Consider the following 14,823-nt stretch of genomic DNA (forward strand, 5'->3'; position numbering starts at 1 on the left):
CTGTGGCAGGCGCTGGCCTGCAAGCCGCAGGCCGTCGGAAATAAGCAGATGCAGGCAGACACAAGCAGAACACAAGGACGCAGTGAAATGAACACCAAGACCGATCGCTTCCAGGCCGCGTTTGCCAGGCGCGCCGGCGGCACGGCCCTGATTCCCTACATCACCTCGGGCGATCCGTCGGTACAGGTCACGCCGGCCCTGATGCACGCGCTGGTGCAAGCCGGCGCCGACATCATCGAGCTGGGCGTGCCGTTTTCCGATCCCATGGCCGACGGGCCGGTGATACAGCGCGCCGGCGAGCGGGCCATTGCCCGCGGCGTGGGCCTGCGCCAGGTGCTGGACATGGTGGCGGAATTCCGCCGCGGCGACGCGGCCACGCCGGTGGTGCTGATGGGCTATGCCAACCCCATAGAATGCATGGGGCAGGATGCGTTCATCGCCGCGGCTCAGACCGCCGGGGTCGACGGCGTGCTGGTGGTGGATTACCCGCCCGAGGAATTCGGCGATTTCGGCGAGCGGCTCGCGCAGGCGGGCATGGCGCCGATCTTCCTGCTGGCGCCCACTTCCACCGAAGAGCGCATACGCCGTGTCGGCCAGATCGCGCGCGGCTATGTGTACTATGTGTCGCTGAAGGGCATCACGGGTGCGGGCCACCTGGACACCGACGATGTCGCCCGGCATCTTGCCGCCATACGCCGGCATGTCTCGGTGCCGGTGGGCGTGGGCTTCGGCATACGCGACGCGCAGAGCGCGGCGCGGCTGGCGCCAGTAGCCGACGCGGTGGTGATAGGCACCAAGCTGATCGAGACGATCGAGGCCGCGGCGGCCGCGGCCGGGCCGGGCGCCGACGGCGACCGGGCAGCGGTCGAGGCCGCCGGGGAATGGCTGGGCGGCATACGCCGCGCGCTGGATGCGGCATGATCCTGCCGCCGTGGCAGGCGCTTGGCTGCCCCCGCGCCGCGGCGCTACGAAATAATCATGGGGCGGATGCGCTCGGGCATCCGGCTATACAGAGGGACACAGAAGAATGACCTGGCTTGAAAAGATTCTGCCGCCACGCATCAATCGCAGCACCGATCCGGGCGCGCGCCGCGTGCCCGAAGGCCTGTGGGTGAAATGTCCGTCCTGCGAGTCGGTGCTGTACAACGAAGACTTGGCCGCGACCCTGCATGTCTGCCCCAAGTGCGGCCATCACATGCGCATCGGCTCGCGGGCGCGCATTGCCGCGCTGCTGGACGCCGAGGGCCAGGTCGAGATCGGCGCCGATATACGTCCCGTCGATCCGCTGAAGTTCAAGGACACGCGCAAGTATCCCGAACGCGTCGCCGAGGCCGCCAAGCAGACCGACGAGACCGACGCAATCGTGGTCAAGAGCGGCGCCATCCTGGCCATGCCGGTGGTGCTGGCGTGTTTCGAATTCGATTTCATGGGCGGCTCCATGGGCTCGGTGGTGGGCGAGCGTTTCGCCCGCGGGGTGCAGGCGGCGCTGAAAAACCGTACGCCCTTCATCTGTGTCGCGGCTTCGGGTGGCGCACGCATGCAGGAGAGCCTGTTCTCGCTGATGCAAATGGCCAAGACCAATGCCATGCTCACGCGCTTGTCGGCGGCGGGCCTGCCCTTCATCAGCATTCTTACCGACCCGACCATGGGTGGGGTGTCGGCCAGCTTCGCCTTCATGGGCGATATCGTCATGGCCGAGCCCAGGGCCTTGATCGGCTTCGCCGGGCCGCGCGTGATCGAGCAGACCGTGCGCGAGAAGCTGCCGGAAGGCTTCCAGCGCTCTGAATTCCTGCTGGAGAAGGGCGCCATAGACATGGTGGTCGACCGCCGCCAGATGCGCACCGAACTGGCGCACCTGCTGGCGCTGCTGACCCGCCAGCCGGCCGACGCGGTGGCCAAGGCGTCCTGACGCGGGGCCGGCCCTGCCCGGCGCGCGCCTGCCATGCGTATAGCCTTTCCCTACGATTACGGCCGTGTCGAGGCCGAGGTCATGGCCTATGTACCGGCCTGGCGCGGCATGGGCTTTGATGCCGTGGTGGCGATTGCGCGCGGCGGACTGATGCCCGGCTGCATGGCGGCCAGCGCCTTGTCGCTGCCCTTGTACGCGCTGAGTTATGCGCGCAGCGGGCGCAAGGTGGGCTGGTTCACCGCCGAACGGCCCAAGCCGGGGGCCAGGCTGTTGCTGGTGGAAGACGTGGCCGGGCGCGGTACCACGCTGCTGGACTGCCGCGACTATCTGCTGGCGCAGGGCCACGAGCTGCGCATATTCACGCTGGCCCACGACGAGCAGTCGCGCATCGTGCCGGACTTCGGCCTGCGCGTGCCGCCGGGGTACGGCGCTCATTTCCCCTGGGAGCGCGAGTCGGTGACGCCGGCTTTCGCGGCCACCGGCAATATGCCGGCGCGCCCCGAACATGAATACGCTTCCTGGGCGGTGGATCTGGACGGAATACTCGTGCCCGATCTGCCCGTGCGGCTGTACGAGCAGGATCTGGGCCTGGCCCTGTCGCTGCGCGACCTGCTGGCCCCGAGCTCGGTGCTGCCACCGCTGAACCTGGCGCATGCCGCGGTAATCACCGGCAGGCCCGAGCAGGATCGGCAGCGTACCCGCGCGTGGCTGGATCGGCACGGTTTTGGCGGGGCGCTGCTGATGCGCGACCCGGCGCGCTATGCCACGACCGACACCGCGCGCTTCAAGGCCGAGTCGATACTGGCGCATTGCCATACCCATTTCATCGAGAGCGATGCGGCGCAGGCCGCGCAGATCGCCCGGCTGGCGCCGGTGACGCGCGTGTTCTGGTGGGACGGCGCTCGCGCGCTTGCCTTGCAGGCGCGCCTGGCCGAGCCGCTGGCGCGGGCCTGAGCATTCTCCGATACGGGTTCTCGATCAAAAATATAACGGCGTTGCTTCGCCTTGCCGTATTTTTGTATTGTTCTCGGGCTTCGCGCCTTGTTTGCTCAACACGGTTGTCGTTCTGAGCGCAAACCCGCATCAGGCGTCACGGCGCTGCATGCTGATGCGACTTCGGGCCGCCTGCATGTGTTTGCAGGCGGCCCGAAGCCAAAGAAAGCGCACAGCCTGGCCGGGCAGGCTGGGCTGTACGAACCGAGGAGCCGGTCAGGAACCCGCGTGGTGGGTTTCGACCTGTTCCAGAGGCTCGGCCGCCGCCACGTGTGCCGGCTTGCGAGCCCGGCCCAGCTTGACAGGGGCGGGCGGGGGCGCAGCGGGCAGGCTCTGGCGCGTTTCGATCCATTCCATGCCCGCGGCCTCGATGATTTCCCGCAAGGGGCTGCGCGATTGCGGCTGGGTGGCCGGGGCCGCCTGCGGCTGTACCGCAGCGACAGGCTGGGGCTCGGCCGCAACGGCTTCGGGCTGAGGTTCTGCCTGAGGCGGCGCTGCGTCTATAGCAGCGGGGGCGATAGGCGCGTCCTCGACAGCAGCAGGCCGTGCCTGGGCCACGGGCTGGGCTTCGGCCTCTGCGGGGGCCTGGGCCGCTGCCTCCTGAGCCTGGGCTACTTGGGCTGCGTCTGCCTGGGCCACGGACTCTTCGGCTGCTGCGACTGGAGCCGGCTCGGCACCGGCGGCCACGGCCGTTGTCGCGGATACGGCTTCTGCAGCGACCTCGCTGCCGGCATCGGCCACGGCCTCGGTCTCGGCGTGTGCCTCGTGGCCCTGCCCGGATGCGGCTGGTAGGTCGGCGGTGGCTTGGGCCTGCTGGACGGCTTCCTGTGCCTCGGCGGCTGGCGCCACTTCCCGCACGGGCTCGCCTTCGGCGACCGCGAGCGGCGCAGGTTCATGGGCGGGTTCGGGGAAGGCGCCCATGGTTTCGGCCGCTGCCGGCAGGGTGGCCGGATCGAATGCGGGGGTTTCGTGCGGCACGAACGCGGCGATTTGCGTATCGGTCTCGCTGGCCTCGGTGCCTGCGGCATCGGTGCCACGGCGGCCGCGACGGCTGCGGCGGCGACGGCGGCGGCGCTCCGGGTCGAACTGTTCGCCTTCGGCCTCGGACGCACCTTCTGCGGCGACCGCGGTGGCTTGGCTTGCGTCATCGGCCATGGCCGGCTCAGTGGCCAGGGTGGCCGGAGCGGCCGCGGGGGCCTCAGCGGTGAGTTCGGCTACGACCGCCGCCGTGGCTGCCGTTGCCGCGACAGCGGCTGCGGCCGGCACCGTGGCGCTATCCAGCTCTTGGGTTTCCTGGGCTTGAGTTTCGGGTGCCGCGTCTTCGCGGCGGCGACTGCGGCCGCGGCGATTGCGCGAGCCGCGGCCTGCCTGACCGGCGTCGCCGCGCTCTTCGCCTTCGGCGAAGGGCGCTTGTCGTTCGGAGCCGGCTGCGGCGTTGGCGTTTGCCGCTTCGGTGTCAGCGCGCCGGTTATTGCGGCCTTGCGGGCGGCGGATTTCTTCCATGCCTTCCGAAGATTCGCTGCGGCGGCTGCCAGCGCCGCGGCGCTGGCGACCGCGTTCGCCGTCGCTACGCTCGCGCCTGTCGCCCGTGCGTGCGTTGCGGCCGCGGGAATGCGAGCCGGACGGGCGTTCGCTGCGGGCTGGCTCGACGGCGGGGGCCTCGGCGGCTGCCGGCTGCTGGGGCGCCGCGCCGGTAACCCAGTTCATGAAGCGGCGGAACAGCCCTCCGCCGGCGCCGTCTGCAGCCGTAGCTGCGGGTGCGGGCTGTGCGGCGGGCGCCGGGGGCTCGACATGAGTGGGCGCCGGCTGGGCCGGGGTGATGCCTTTGACCAGCGCCTCGGGGCGCGGCTTGGTTTCGTGTTCCTTGGGTGCCCAGACCACTTCGGTATCGGGGCTTTGCGCGAGCTCGAAGCTGGTCTTGATTTCTTCCAGGCGCGGGTCGTCGTGGCGCAGGCGCTCGATGTGGTGATGCGGGGTTTCCAGGTACTTGTTGGGAATCAGCACCAGGTTGACCTTGAGCCGCGATTCGATCTTGGTGATGTCGGCGCGCTTCTCGTTGAGCAGGAAGGTGGCTACGTCCACCGGCACCTGGGCATGCAGGGCGGCGGTGTTTTCCTTCATGGCTTCTTCCTGCAGCAGGCGCAGCACGTGCAGGGCGCTGGATTCGGCGTCGCGGATCACGCCGGTGCCGTTGCAGCGCGGGCAGGTGATGTGCGAGCCTTCGTTCAGAGCCGGGCGCAGGCGCTGGCGCGACAGCTCCATGAGGCCGAAGCGCGAGATCTTGCCCATTTGTACGCGAGCCCGGTCGAAGTGCAGGGCGTCGCGCAGCCGCGTTTCGACGGCGCGCTGGTTCTTGCCTTCTTCCATGTCGATGAAGTCGATGACGATCAGGCCGCCCAGGTCGCGCAGGCGCAACTGGCGGGCTACTTCGTCGGCGGCCTCGAGATTGGTGCGCAGTGCGGTTTCTTCGATGTCGGCGCCGCGCGTCGAGCGCGCCGAGTTCACGTCCACCGCCACCAGCGCTTCGGTGTGGTCGATGACCACCGCGCCGCCCGAGGGCAGCTGCACGGTGCGCGAATAGGCGGTCTCGATCTGGTGCTCGATCTGGAAGCGCGAGAACAGCGGCACGTCGTCGCGGTAGACCTTGACGCGCTGCACGTTGTCGGGCATGACGACGCTCATGAAGGCCTTGGCCTGATCGGCGATGTCGTCGGTATCGATGAGGATCTCGCCGATTTCGGGCGAGTAGTAGTCGCGTATGGCGCGGATGACCAGGCTGGATTCCAGATAGATCAGGATCGGCGCGGCGTTGTCACGCGCGGCGCTGTCGATGGCGTTCCAGAGCTGCATCAGGTAGGAAAGATCCCACTGCAGTTCTTCGACGCTGCGGCCGATGCCGGCGGTGCGCGCGATGATGCTCATGCCCGAGGGGACTTCCAGGCGCTCCATGGTTTCGCGCAGTTCCTGGCGGTCTTCGCCCTCGACGCGGCGCGAGACACCGCCGCCGCGCGGGTTGTTGGGCATCAGCACCAGGTAGCGTCCGGCCAGCGAGATGAAGGTGGTAAGCGCCGCGCCCTTGTTGCCGCGTTCTTCTTTTTCGACCTGGATGATGAGTTCCTGGCCTTCGGCCAGGGCGTCCTGGATGCGCGCGCTGCGCACGTCCACGCCTTCCTTGAAGTAGCCGCGGGCCACTTCCTTGAAGGGCAGGAAGCCGTGGCGGTCTTCGCCGTAGTTGACGAAGCAGGCCTCGAGGCCCGGTTCGATGCGAGTGATGATCCCCTTGTAGATGTTGCCCTTGCGTTGTTCACGCCCGGCGGATTCGATGTCGAGGTCTATGAGTTTCTGGCCGTCGACGATTGCGACGCGTAATTCTTCTTGGTGCGTCGCATTGAACAGCATCCGTTTCATGAGTGGTTTTCTCCGTAGTCATGGCGCGCCGTTCATCGGCGCGCGACCGCGGGTCACTCGGTGTGTGACGCTGCAAGCGAGCAGAACAAGGGGGGATAGGCTGATTATGTCAGCGTGGCCCACCGGGAGTCAGGTAGGCACGGCGTACCGCAGGGCACGCAGTTCAATCAGCAGAATGGTCAGGTTCACAGTATTTGTGGTTGACGAAGCGAGTGCTGGAACGACAGGCGCGATGGATTGGACGCGACTGGTGCATAAAACGAGACTGGACTTGCGTAGCTTTCAGCGTCGCACGCGGGGTGCAGATGCCTGCCATGACGGGCGCGGCGCTATGCCGCGCCGCCGTCGGGCAAGGCTGAATTACCCCGGCGACCTAATGACCCAGAAGCTGAAATACAAGCAGTACAATGGCCCTTCTTTGCCTGACGGAGACGCATCCGTTGCATCTCTACGCCGGCATTTTTCAGCTTCTATAGGCTGACGTGATTATATTTCCGCTTTCGTCTATGCGCAAACCAGACCCGACCGCAGTGTCTTTACCCGCCGTGCGCATGCTGCGGGTCGACGCCGAGCAGGCCGGGCAGCGCATCGACAATTTCCTGCTGCGCCTGTGCAAGGGCGTGCCCAAAAGCCACGTCTACAAGGCGGTGCGCAATGGCGAGGTGCGGGTAAACAAGGGACGCATCGGCGCCGACTATCGCCTGCAAGAGGGCGATAGCGTACGCGTGCCGCCCATGCGCCTGCCCGCGCCGGGCGCGGCCAGGCCCGTGCCGCCGGCCGTCTTTCCGGTGGTCTACGAAGACGACAGCCTGCTGGTGGTGGACAAGCCCGCCGGCGTCGCCGTGCATGGCGGCAGCGGGGTGTCTTTCGGGGTCATCGAACAGCTGCGCGCGGCATACCCGGGAGCAAGCCTGGAACTGGCCCACCGCCTCGACCGGGAAACCTCCGGCCTGCTGATGATCGCCAAGCGGCGCAAGGCGCTCGTGGCGCTGCACGCCATGCTGCGCGAGGGGCTGGGCCATAAGCAGTACCTGGCGCTGGTTTGCGGCGACTGGGTCAACGACAAGCAGCATCTGCGCCAGCCCCTGCTGAAGTGGCTGACCGCCTCGGGCGAGCGGCGCGTGCGGGTCGACCCCGAGGGCCGGCCGGCCCACACTATTATCACCCTGCGCCGGCGCTACGGCGCCTACAGCCTGGTGCAGGCCGAACTGCGCAGCGGCCGCACGCACCAGATCCGGGTGCACCTGGCGCACGCGGGCCATCCCATCGTCGGCGACGAAAAATACGGGCCGGACGAGGTGCGCGCCGAATTCGCCCGGCTCGGGCTGCGGCGCATGTTCCTGCACGCCTGGCGCCTGGAGATCCCGCATCCGATTACCGGCACGCCTCTGGCGCTGGAAGCCAGCCTGCCGCCGGCCTGCGAGCAGGTGCTGGCGCGTCTGCAGCACCTGGAGCCCCATTCGTGAAGCCATATCGCGTCGTGGTGTTCGACTGGGACGGCACCGTCATGGACTCCACCCACAGCATCGTGGCCTCCATCCAGGGGGCTTGCGCCGACCTCGAACTGCCGATTCCGCCTGCCTCCGAGGCACGCTGGGTGATCGGCCTGTCGCTGGAAAGTGCCCTGCGCCGCGCCGTGCCGCGGCTTACCGCCGCGCAATACCCGCTGTTCCTGCAGCGCTATCGGGCTCATTTCCTGCGGCTCGACCCCGATCTGGCCCTGTTCGACGGCATTGCCGCCTTGTTCGAGGCGCTGCGCGGGCGCGGCGTGCGCCTGGCCGTGGCCACCGGCAAGAGCCGGGTGGGCCTGGATCGCGCGCTGGCCAAGCTGGGCCTGCGGGAAGCCTTCGCCGCGACCCGCTGCGCCGACGAATCTTACGGCAAACCGCATCCCGGCATGCTGCTGGAACTGATGCAGGAACTGGATGTGGCGCCCGAGCACATGGTGATGGTGGGCGACACGGCGCACGACATCGAGATGGCGCACGCGGCCCAGGTCGACGGTGTGGCTGTCGAGTACGGTGCCCACGACCGTGAAACCCTGCTTCTATCCCGGCCGCTGGCCATGCTGCCCAGCGTAGCGGATCTACAAGCCTGGCTGCTGCAGCGGGTTTGAGCACCCTTGTCAGGCTTGTTCACACTGGAACGGTACGACAGTAGCCTGGCCAGGCCTGCACACTAAAACAATAAAAAAAGTGGGCGCCGCTCTTTTGGGTGTGCACAGGCTCTAGAGCAAGTTTGGCTCAAGTGTTTACCGGGTTTTCGTGGCGCTTGCCTAACGAGGATGGCAGTTGCGGCCACCCCCGAGGATGAAAGAGGCTTCTTTCACATTAATGCAATGCTTCGAAGCATGTAAATACCTGAACTGAAAATGCTCTGGCCAGGCTTCCAGATAGTTTCACGCTTCGGATATCGCGTCCGGCACAAGCACCGTAGGGATGCGTGCGGTTGCGGGCCGGAGCTATGGTGCGCGCTGGGCCGCCCGCGCGCCGTTCCTGGCCGGCCGCGAACTGCCGAAGATGCCAAAAAGTACGTGTGGATCTATTTTGGTTCTAGAAAGGTATTGATATTGTCTAGCTAATTTGCTAATATTTGTATACAATATACGATACAAATTATACCAATTAGGAGACAATCTGTGGGCAAAGTTGTATGGTCGGGCGGTGTCGAGCACTGGGCCAAGAAAAGCGACATAAAGCTTTTCCTTTGGGAGAAAAAGGCGGCCGGCGATGCTCCGTCGAAAGGAACCATTCTTTTCGTGCACGGTTCTTCTATGGCTTCGCAGCCCACGTTCGACTTAAGCGTACCGGGCAGGCCGGACTCTTCGGTGATGGACTGGTTCGCGCAACGCGGCTTCGACACCTGGTGCATGGACAACGAAGGCTATGGCCGCTCGGACAAGAGCCGGCCTATCAATTGCGACATCAGCAATGGCGCCGACGACCTCGCTGCGGGCAGCGAATACATCTTGTCCCACAATGGCGGGCGCCCCTTGCTGGTGTACGGCATCTCATCGGGAGCCTTGAAGGCGGCGCTGTTCGCGCAGCGCCATCCGCAGCGGGTTGCACGCCTGGCGCTGGACGCTTTCGTATGGACAGGCGAAGGCAGCCCGACGCTGAAGGAACGCGCCAAGAAGCTGCCTGAATTCCGGCAGAAGAACCGGCGGCCCATAGACCAGGCCTTCGTACACAGTATTTTCACCCGCGACCATCCGGGCACGGCCGAAGACCGGGTCGTGGATGCATTTGCCGACGCCATACTCACACTGGACGATTCCGTGCCCACCGGCACTTATGTCGACATGTGTTCGAAGCTGCCCCTGGTCGATCCGGAAAAAGTCCTTGCGCCGACGCTGATCCTGCGCGGCGAATACGACGGGATCGCCGGCATGGACGATCTGGTTCGCTTCTTCGAGCGCTTGCCGAATATGGACAAGCAATTCTCGGTGATGTCCGGAATTTCACACGCAAGCTTCCAGCAGAAAAACTATCAACGGGTCTATCACCTGCTGCATGGCTTCTTCTCGATGCCCGAGTCGCAGTATCCCTGAGCACGCCGCGGCGGGTATTAAGCGCAGGTTTTCCGGCAAATTCGATTGTCTGGCCTAGGAGCCCATAATGAATGTGATGCGATGGAAGCCGCTGCTTTGCGGAGCATGCGTGGTAATAGGTTCGTGGGGGCCGCTGGCCTGTACGTGGGCCGCGGGCACGTACCCGGACAAACCCGTGAGGGTCATTGTGCCCTTTGCCGCGGGCGGCTTTGCCGATGTGGGCGCCAGGGTCGTCACGCACGAGCTGACGACCATGCTGGGCCAGTCTTTCATTGTCGAGAACAAGCCGGGGGCGGGTACGGTGCGCGGCGCGGCCTACGCCGCCAAGGCTGAGCCCGATGGCTATACCTTGGTCATGTTGACCACCACCAATGTGATCAGCAATTATTTTCACAAAAACCTGCCGTACGATCCCATCAAGAGCTTTACGCCCATCGTCGAGTTTGCCGAGGCCCCCTACGTATTGGTGGTCAATGCCAAGCTTCCCGTGCATACCGTGAAGCAGTTCGTGGCATTGGCCAAAAGCAAGCCCCACACCATCAACTTCGCTTCCTCGGGCATCGGCAGTTCGCAGCATCTGATGGGGGCCTTGTTTGCCTCCAAGACCGGGGCACCCATAAATCACGTTCCCTACAGCGGTAGCGCGGTCGCGATGGAAGACCTGGCCTCCGGGTTCGTGCAAAGCAGTTTCGCTGCGCTTTCCAATGCCTTGCCGCAGATCCGGGCCGGAAAGATCCGCGCCTTGGCCTTGATCGCCGCGAAACGGGCGCCCCAGCTGCCCGACGTGCCGACCATGGAACAAGCCGGGGTGCCCGACTATCATTCCGCGGTATGGCTCGCGCTTGCCGGGCCGGCGGGCGTGCCCCCGGACATCGTCCAGCGCCTGAACGCGGCCGTCAACAAGATCGTGCGCATGCCCAAAACCATCAAGGCCCTGGCCGCCCTGGGCGTCAACGCCCGCACGTCGACGCCGCAGGAACTAGGGAACGATATGGCGCACGATGCCGCGCTCTGGGGCGAGGTAATCAAGCAGGCCCACATCCAGGCCCAATAGGCGGCGCCCCGCCGCACAAAATCGGGCGGCATGCTGGCTCATTGCACATGGGCCAGCATGCCGTCCGAGGTGCGTCAGCAACGCTGCACGGGGGAGGGCGCTGTTCTATTCTTGTGTGACGCAAATAATGCGTCACGACGCTAGGCCTTGCCGGCGATCTCGGCGATGGCCTGGCCGGCTGCGGTGGTGTCGGCCGAACCTCCGAGGTCGAAGGTGCGGGGGCCGTTCTTCAGAACTTCTTCGATTGCCCGGACAATGTCCTGGCCGGCTTCCTTTTCGCCCAGGTGCTCCAGCATCAGCGCGCCGGACCAGATCTGCCCGATGGGGTTGGCGATATTGCGACCGTAGATGTCGGGCGCGGAGCCGTGCACCGGCTCGAACATCGACGGGAATTCGCGCTCGGGGTTCAGGTTCGAAGAGGGCGCGATGCCGATGGTTCCCGTGCAGGCCGGGCCGAGGTCGGACAGAATGTCGCCGAACAGGTTCGAGGCGACCACCACGTCGAAACGATCCGGGTTCAGGACGAAGTGTGCGCTGAGAATGTCGATGTGGTAGCTGTCGGTACGCACGTCCGGATACTGCGCCGCCATGGCCGCAAAGCGCTGATCCCAATAGGGCATGGTGATGGCGATGCCGTTGGACTTGGTGGCCGAGGTGACGTGCAGGGCGGGGCGCGTGCCGGCCAGTTCGAAGGCGTAGCGCAGGATGCGGTCGACGCCGCGGCGAGTGAATGTCGAAACCTGCAGGCAGGCTTCCTCGTCCGTGCCTTCGTTCATCATGCCGCCGATCGAGGAATATTCCCCCTCGGTGTTTTCGCGCACGACAATGAAGTCGATGTCGCCGTACGAACGCCCGCGCAAGGGCCCGGTTATGCCAGGCATGAGGCGTACCGGCCGCACATTGGCGTATTGCTGGAAGCCCCGGCGTATGGGCAGCAGCAGCCCGCCCAGCGAAACGTGATCCGGAACCCCGGGAAAGCCGACGGCTCCCAGGTAGATGGCATCGGCCGCGCGCAGTTGATCCAGGCCGTCGGCCGGCATCATCATGCCTTGTTCTTGATAGTATTCGCAGCTCCATGGATAGTGTGTGTAATCCAGCGTGAAGCCGTGCCGCCGGGCGGCGGCGTTCAGGACGCGGATACCCTCTGGAACGACTTCCTTGCCTATACCGTCGCCCGGGATGACGGCGATGCGGTAGGTCTTGCGTGTTGCGGCCATTGGCCTTGCTCCTTGTTGGTAGAACTGGGATATGTGTATTGCGGGAATCGCGCCGGGTCACAGTTGCTGCGGCCGAGGCCGCAACTGCAGCCCGCGGCGGCCAACAAGGGTTCGCAGCGGCTGGATGCGGGCGGCTTCGGCGGCTGGCCTCATTTGGCCCCGGCGGCCTTGTCTCCGACGATCAGGCGTTTGGCCGTCCGGCCCTCGGCTTCGATGAATTTGGCGAATTGCGCGGGCGAGCCGCCGCCGGCGTCGATGGCCAAGCGTTTGAAGTATTCGTCCACTTTCGGATCCTTCAGCGTCTGGGCAATGCTCTTGTTCAGCTTCGCGATGACGGCGGGCGGAGTGCCCGCCGGCGCGAACACCCCGAACCACGAGGTGATGTCGAAGCCCGGATAGCCCAGCTCGGCTATCGTCGGTATGCCGGGCGCGCTGGCTTTGCGTTGTGCCGTGGATATCGCCAGGGCCCGGACTTCTTTGCCTTTCAGCATGGGTATGGCCGATGAGCTGACGACGAACACCGCATTGATCTGGTTGGCGAGCAGCGCATTGGACGCCGGGCCGGCCCCTTTGTAGGGCACGTGGATCATTTTGATGCCCGCCATTTCCTGGAGCATTTCCCCGGCCAGGTGGCTGGGGGTGCCCAGGCCCGCCGAGCCGAAAGTTATCGTGCCGGGCTTGGCTTTCGCTTTCGCAACGAGGTCGGCCAGGCTTTTTATATCGGACTTGGCGTTGACTTCCAGAATGTAGGGAAACTTCGCAACCAGCGCGACAGGGGCCAGATCTTTGGAGGGGTCGTAGGGCAGCTGCTTATATATATAGGGGGCGGCCACGATGCTGGCGGCCTGCGCCATGTCCAGCGTATAGCCGTCCGGTTTCGATCTGGCGATCATACTGCCGGCGATAGTGCCCGAGGCGCCGGGCTTGTTTTCCACGACGATCGTCTGGCCCAGCAGGTGAGAAAGGCCCGGGCTGATGATGCGCGCCAGGAAATCGGCGGCGCCGCCCGGCGAAGAGGGAACGATCAGCTTGATCGTTCTGTCTGGGTACGACTCTTGCGCCTGCGCGGCTGCGCCCAGCAGCGTCGCGCAGGCGCTCAGGGCCAGTAAAAAGGATTTGATCATGTCTCTTCCTTGATCCGCCCCGGCGGCTGGCGCCGCCGAAAGCAGCTATAAAATTTGTATACGGGATATTTAATACGGTATGTTAGTGTGCTTGAGCACGCTTGTCCAGAGCTGTATACTGTGTTCAGAATATTGTATGGTGAGGCGGCTGAAAATGGCCGTGCGCGCAATTCATCCCGTATTGCGCGCATTTTTATGGCTGCCGACGTATGACTCGTGGGCGCCGGGTGTTTGACACCGGAGAAAACGCATGGCGATTCTTATCAAGCACGTGTCGCTCAAGGTTGGCAATCTTGAGCGGGCACGTGCGTTTTATGAAGAAGTGCTCGGCTACAAGCACATCAGGACAGGAAATTCGACCGGGCTGGATGGCGATTATGTCGTCTGCCACATGACGGACGGCAGCGTCGATCTGGCGCTCGAGTATTTTGGCGAGTCCGCCGAGCCCGAAGCCGCGCATAGCGCTACCCCGGGCATTGATCACTTCGGCATGGAAGTCGAAGACATCGAGGCGTTCTTGCGAAAAATCGAACCCTGGGGCGGCAAGGTTCTGATCCGCCACAGCGCCGCGCGGGTGAAGTTCAAAGTCCCGGGCCTGCCCACCATGGAGATCGTCCAGGCCGGACGGTGGACGAAGCCCATCCAGGCCATCGACATGTCGCAGGCATGAGCGCGGCCGGCACCAGTGTGTGCAGGTACAGGCCCTAGGCTGGCCTGGCCTGCTTCAGTTCGCCGAGGTTTTGCCGCCCTGGCCTACATCGCGCAGCCGCTGCAAGAGCCGGGCGCCGTGATCGGCGATATGGTGCTTGAGCAGGGCGATCGCCGCCGCCGCGTCGTGCCTCGAGCAGGCCAGCACCATTTGCTCGTGCTCTTCCAGGACGGTTGCCCAATCCCGCAAATTGGCGGCGACTTTCTTATGCGGCGCCGCGTCGGAGGACTCGCCTTCCTGCGGGGTTTCCCAGTCGATGGACATGCGCATGCGTAGATGGCGCGCGAACAATTGCTGCAAGTTTTCGATGCTTGCCAGCAGTCGTGGCCGGTCGGCGGGTTCGTACAGGCGCCGGTGGAATTCCCAATTCAATTCGCCCCAGCGTGAGGCAAGTTCCTTGTTGGTGTCCGGATTTGCCGACGCGAGCATATCGTCGCGCGCCTTCTGTACCCACATCAGCGCGGCTTCTTTGTCGGCGTCGGTGAAACGCGGCGCCGCGCGCTCGAGCGCCAGCGATTCCAGGGCAATGCGCATTTCAAGGATTTCTTCGAACCCCTCGGCCGACAGCGTCGTGACCACTACGCCACGCCGCGGCACCGTCTCGACGAGGCCTTCGCCTTCGAGCTTGAGCAGGGCCTCGCGGATAGGAACGCGGCTGACCCCGAACTGCTTCGCGACTTTCTCTTGGTGCACGGTGGCTCCGCCCGGCAGCGCGCCCTCGAGTATGGCCCGGCGCAGCGCCTGGACTATGAGTTCGGTTACCGTCGGCGCGTTGCGCGCCACCCCCACCGCGTAGCTATCCAGGTTCAAGACATTTTCTCCTCGGCTTCCCGTCGATTCCACCATGGCAATTTTAGCT

At 65.0% G+C, this 14,823-nt stretch carries 12 protein-coding genes; 8 read left to right on the forward strand and 4 right to left on the reverse strand.

Annotation, left to right across the window (positions count from 1 at the left end):
- Positions 1 to 87 precede the first annotated feature (87 nt).
- The 3 genes from trpA (at position 88) to CEY11_RS24140 (ending at position 2,863) form a co-directional block, all read left to right on the forward strand.
- Positions 88 to 921: a tryptophan synthase subunit alpha gene (gene trpA / locus CEY11_RS24130; RefSeq protein ID WP_088605989.1), complete on the forward strand. Its 834-nt coding sequence runs from the start codon at positions 88 to 90 to the stop codon at positions 919 to 921.
- A gap of 106 nt (positions 922 to 1,027) precedes the next feature.
- Complete coding sequence (accD, locus tag CEY11_RS24135) at positions 1,028 to 1,909, forward strand: acetyl-CoA carboxylase, carboxyltransferase subunit beta (protein WP_088605990.1); 882 nt, start codon at positions 1,028 to 1,030, stop codon at positions 1,907 to 1,909.
- A gap of 33 nt (positions 1,910 to 1,942) precedes the next feature.
- Positions 1,943 to 2,863 (forward strand): phosphoribosyltransferase, encoded by a 921-nt coding sequence (locus CEY11_RS24140; RefSeq protein ID WP_088605991.1) that lies wholly within the window; start codon positions 1,943 to 1,945, stop codon positions 2,861 to 2,863.
- A 255-nt stretch (positions 2,864 to 3,118) separates the two neighbouring features.
- On the opposite strand, the gene CEY11_RS24145 is transcribed toward CEY11_RS24140, so the two are convergent.
- The gene (locus CEY11_RS24145; protein WP_088605992.1) at positions 3,119 to 6,310 is read right to left on the reverse strand and encodes an Rne/Rng family ribonuclease; all 3,192 of its coding nucleotides are present in this window, start codon (positions 6,308 to 6,310) and stop codon (positions 3,119 to 3,121) included.
- Positions 6,311 to 6,816: 506 nt separating this feature from the next.
- Between CEY11_RS24145 and CEY11_RS24150 the strand changes: the two genes are divergently transcribed.
- The 4 genes from CEY11_RS24150 to CEY11_RS24165 all read left to right on the forward strand — a co-directional run bounded on the left by CEY11_RS24150 (position 6,817) and on the right by CEY11_RS24165 (position 10,914).
- On the forward strand, positions 6,817 to 7,776 hold the full coding sequence (locus CEY11_RS24150) for an RluA family pseudouridine synthase (protein ID WP_088605993.1): 960 nt from the start codon (positions 6,817 to 6,819) through the stop codon (positions 7,774 to 7,776).
- Positions 7,773 to 8,426: an HAD-IA family hydrolase gene (locus CEY11_RS24155; RefSeq protein WP_088605994.1), complete on the forward strand. Its 654-nt coding sequence runs from the start codon at positions 7,773 to 7,775 to the stop codon at positions 8,424 to 8,426. Before CEY11_RS24150 ends, CEY11_RS24155 begins: the two co-directional genes overlap by 4 nt.
- A 522-nt stretch (positions 8,427 to 8,948) precedes the next feature.
- Complete coding sequence (locus CEY11_RS24160; RefSeq protein WP_088605995.1) at positions 8,949 to 9,860, forward strand: alpha/beta hydrolase; 912 nt, start codon at positions 8,949 to 8,951, stop codon at positions 9,858 to 9,860.
- A gap of 67 nt (positions 9,861 to 9,927) precedes the next feature.
- The gene (locus CEY11_RS24165; protein WP_233155058.1) at positions 9,928 to 10,914 is read left to right on the forward strand and encodes a Bug family tripartite tricarboxylate transporter substrate binding protein; all 987 of its coding nucleotides are present in this window, start codon (positions 9,928 to 9,930) and stop codon (positions 10,912 to 10,914) included.
- A 140-nt stretch (positions 10,915 to 11,054) separates the two neighbouring features.
- On the opposite strand, the gene CEY11_RS24170 is transcribed toward CEY11_RS24165, so the two are convergent.
- Together CEY11_RS24170 and CEY11_RS24175 are read right to left on the reverse strand one after the other, a co-directional pair.
- Positions 11,055 to 12,131: a tartrate dehydrogenase gene (locus CEY11_RS24170; protein WP_088605996.1), complete on the reverse strand. Its 1,077-nt coding sequence runs from the start codon at positions 12,129 to 12,131 to the stop codon at positions 11,055 to 11,057.
- A 149-nt stretch (positions 12,132 to 12,280) separates the two neighbouring features.
- Complete coding sequence (locus CEY11_RS24175; RefSeq protein WP_088605997.1) at positions 12,281 to 13,255, reverse strand: Bug family tripartite tricarboxylate transporter substrate binding protein; 975 nt, start codon at positions 13,253 to 13,255, stop codon at positions 12,281 to 12,283.
- Positions 13,256 to 13,505: 250 nt separating this feature from the next.
- On the opposite strand from CEY11_RS24175, the gene CEY11_RS24180 reads away from it, so the two are divergent.
- Complete coding sequence (locus tag CEY11_RS24180) at positions 13,506 to 13,925, forward strand: VOC family protein (protein WP_088605998.1); 420 nt, start codon at positions 13,506 to 13,508, stop codon at positions 13,923 to 13,925.
- A gap of 54 nt (positions 13,926 to 13,979) precedes the next feature.
- Here CEY11_RS24180 and CEY11_RS24185 read toward each other — a convergent pair whose 3' ends face one another.
- Complete coding sequence (locus CEY11_RS24185) at positions 13,980 to 14,774, reverse strand: GntR family transcriptional regulator (protein ID WP_158215431.1); 795 nt, start codon at positions 14,772 to 14,774, stop codon at positions 13,980 to 13,982.
- Between the last annotated feature and the right edge of the window lie 49 nt (positions 14,775 to 14,823).

Source organism: Candidimonas nitroreducens (assembly GCF_002209565.1).
Lineage (GTDB): Bacteria > Pseudomonadota > Gammaproteobacteria > Burkholderiales > Burkholderiaceae_B > Candidimonas > Candidimonas nitroreducens.

Coding starts and splice junctions, on each gene's coding strand:
- trpA (WP_088605989.1), top strand. CDS start 88: ATGAACACCAAGACCGATCGCTTCCAGGCCGCGTTTGCCAGGCGCGCC.
- accD (WP_088605990.1), top strand. CDS start 1,028: ATGACCTGGCTTGAAAAGATTCTGCCGCCACGCATCAATCGCAGCACC.
- CEY11_RS24140 (WP_088605991.1), top strand. CDS start 1,943: ATGCGTATAGCCTTTCCCTACGATTACGGCCGTGTCGAGGCCGAGGTC.
- CEY11_RS24145 (WP_088605992.1), bottom strand. CDS start 6,310: ATGAAACGGATGCTGTTCAATGCGACGCACCAAGAAGAATTACGCGTC.
- CEY11_RS24150 (WP_088605993.1), top strand. CDS start 6,817: ATGCGCAAACCAGACCCGACCGCAGTGTCTTTACCCGCCGTGCGCATG.
- CEY11_RS24165 (WP_233155058.1), top strand. CDS start 9,928: ATGAATGTGATGCGATGGAAGCCGCTGCTTTGCGGAGCATGCGTGGTA.
- CEY11_RS24170 (WP_088605996.1), bottom strand. CDS start 12,131: ATGGCCGCAACACGCAAGACCTACCGCATCGCCGTCATCCCGGGCGAC.
- CEY11_RS24175 (WP_088605997.1), bottom strand. CDS start 13,255: ATGATCAAATCCTTTTTACTGGCCCTGAGCGCCTGCGCGACGCTGCTG.
- CEY11_RS24180 (WP_088605998.1), top strand. CDS start 13,506: ATGGCGATTCTTATCAAGCACGTGTCGCTCAAGGTTGGCAATCTTGAG.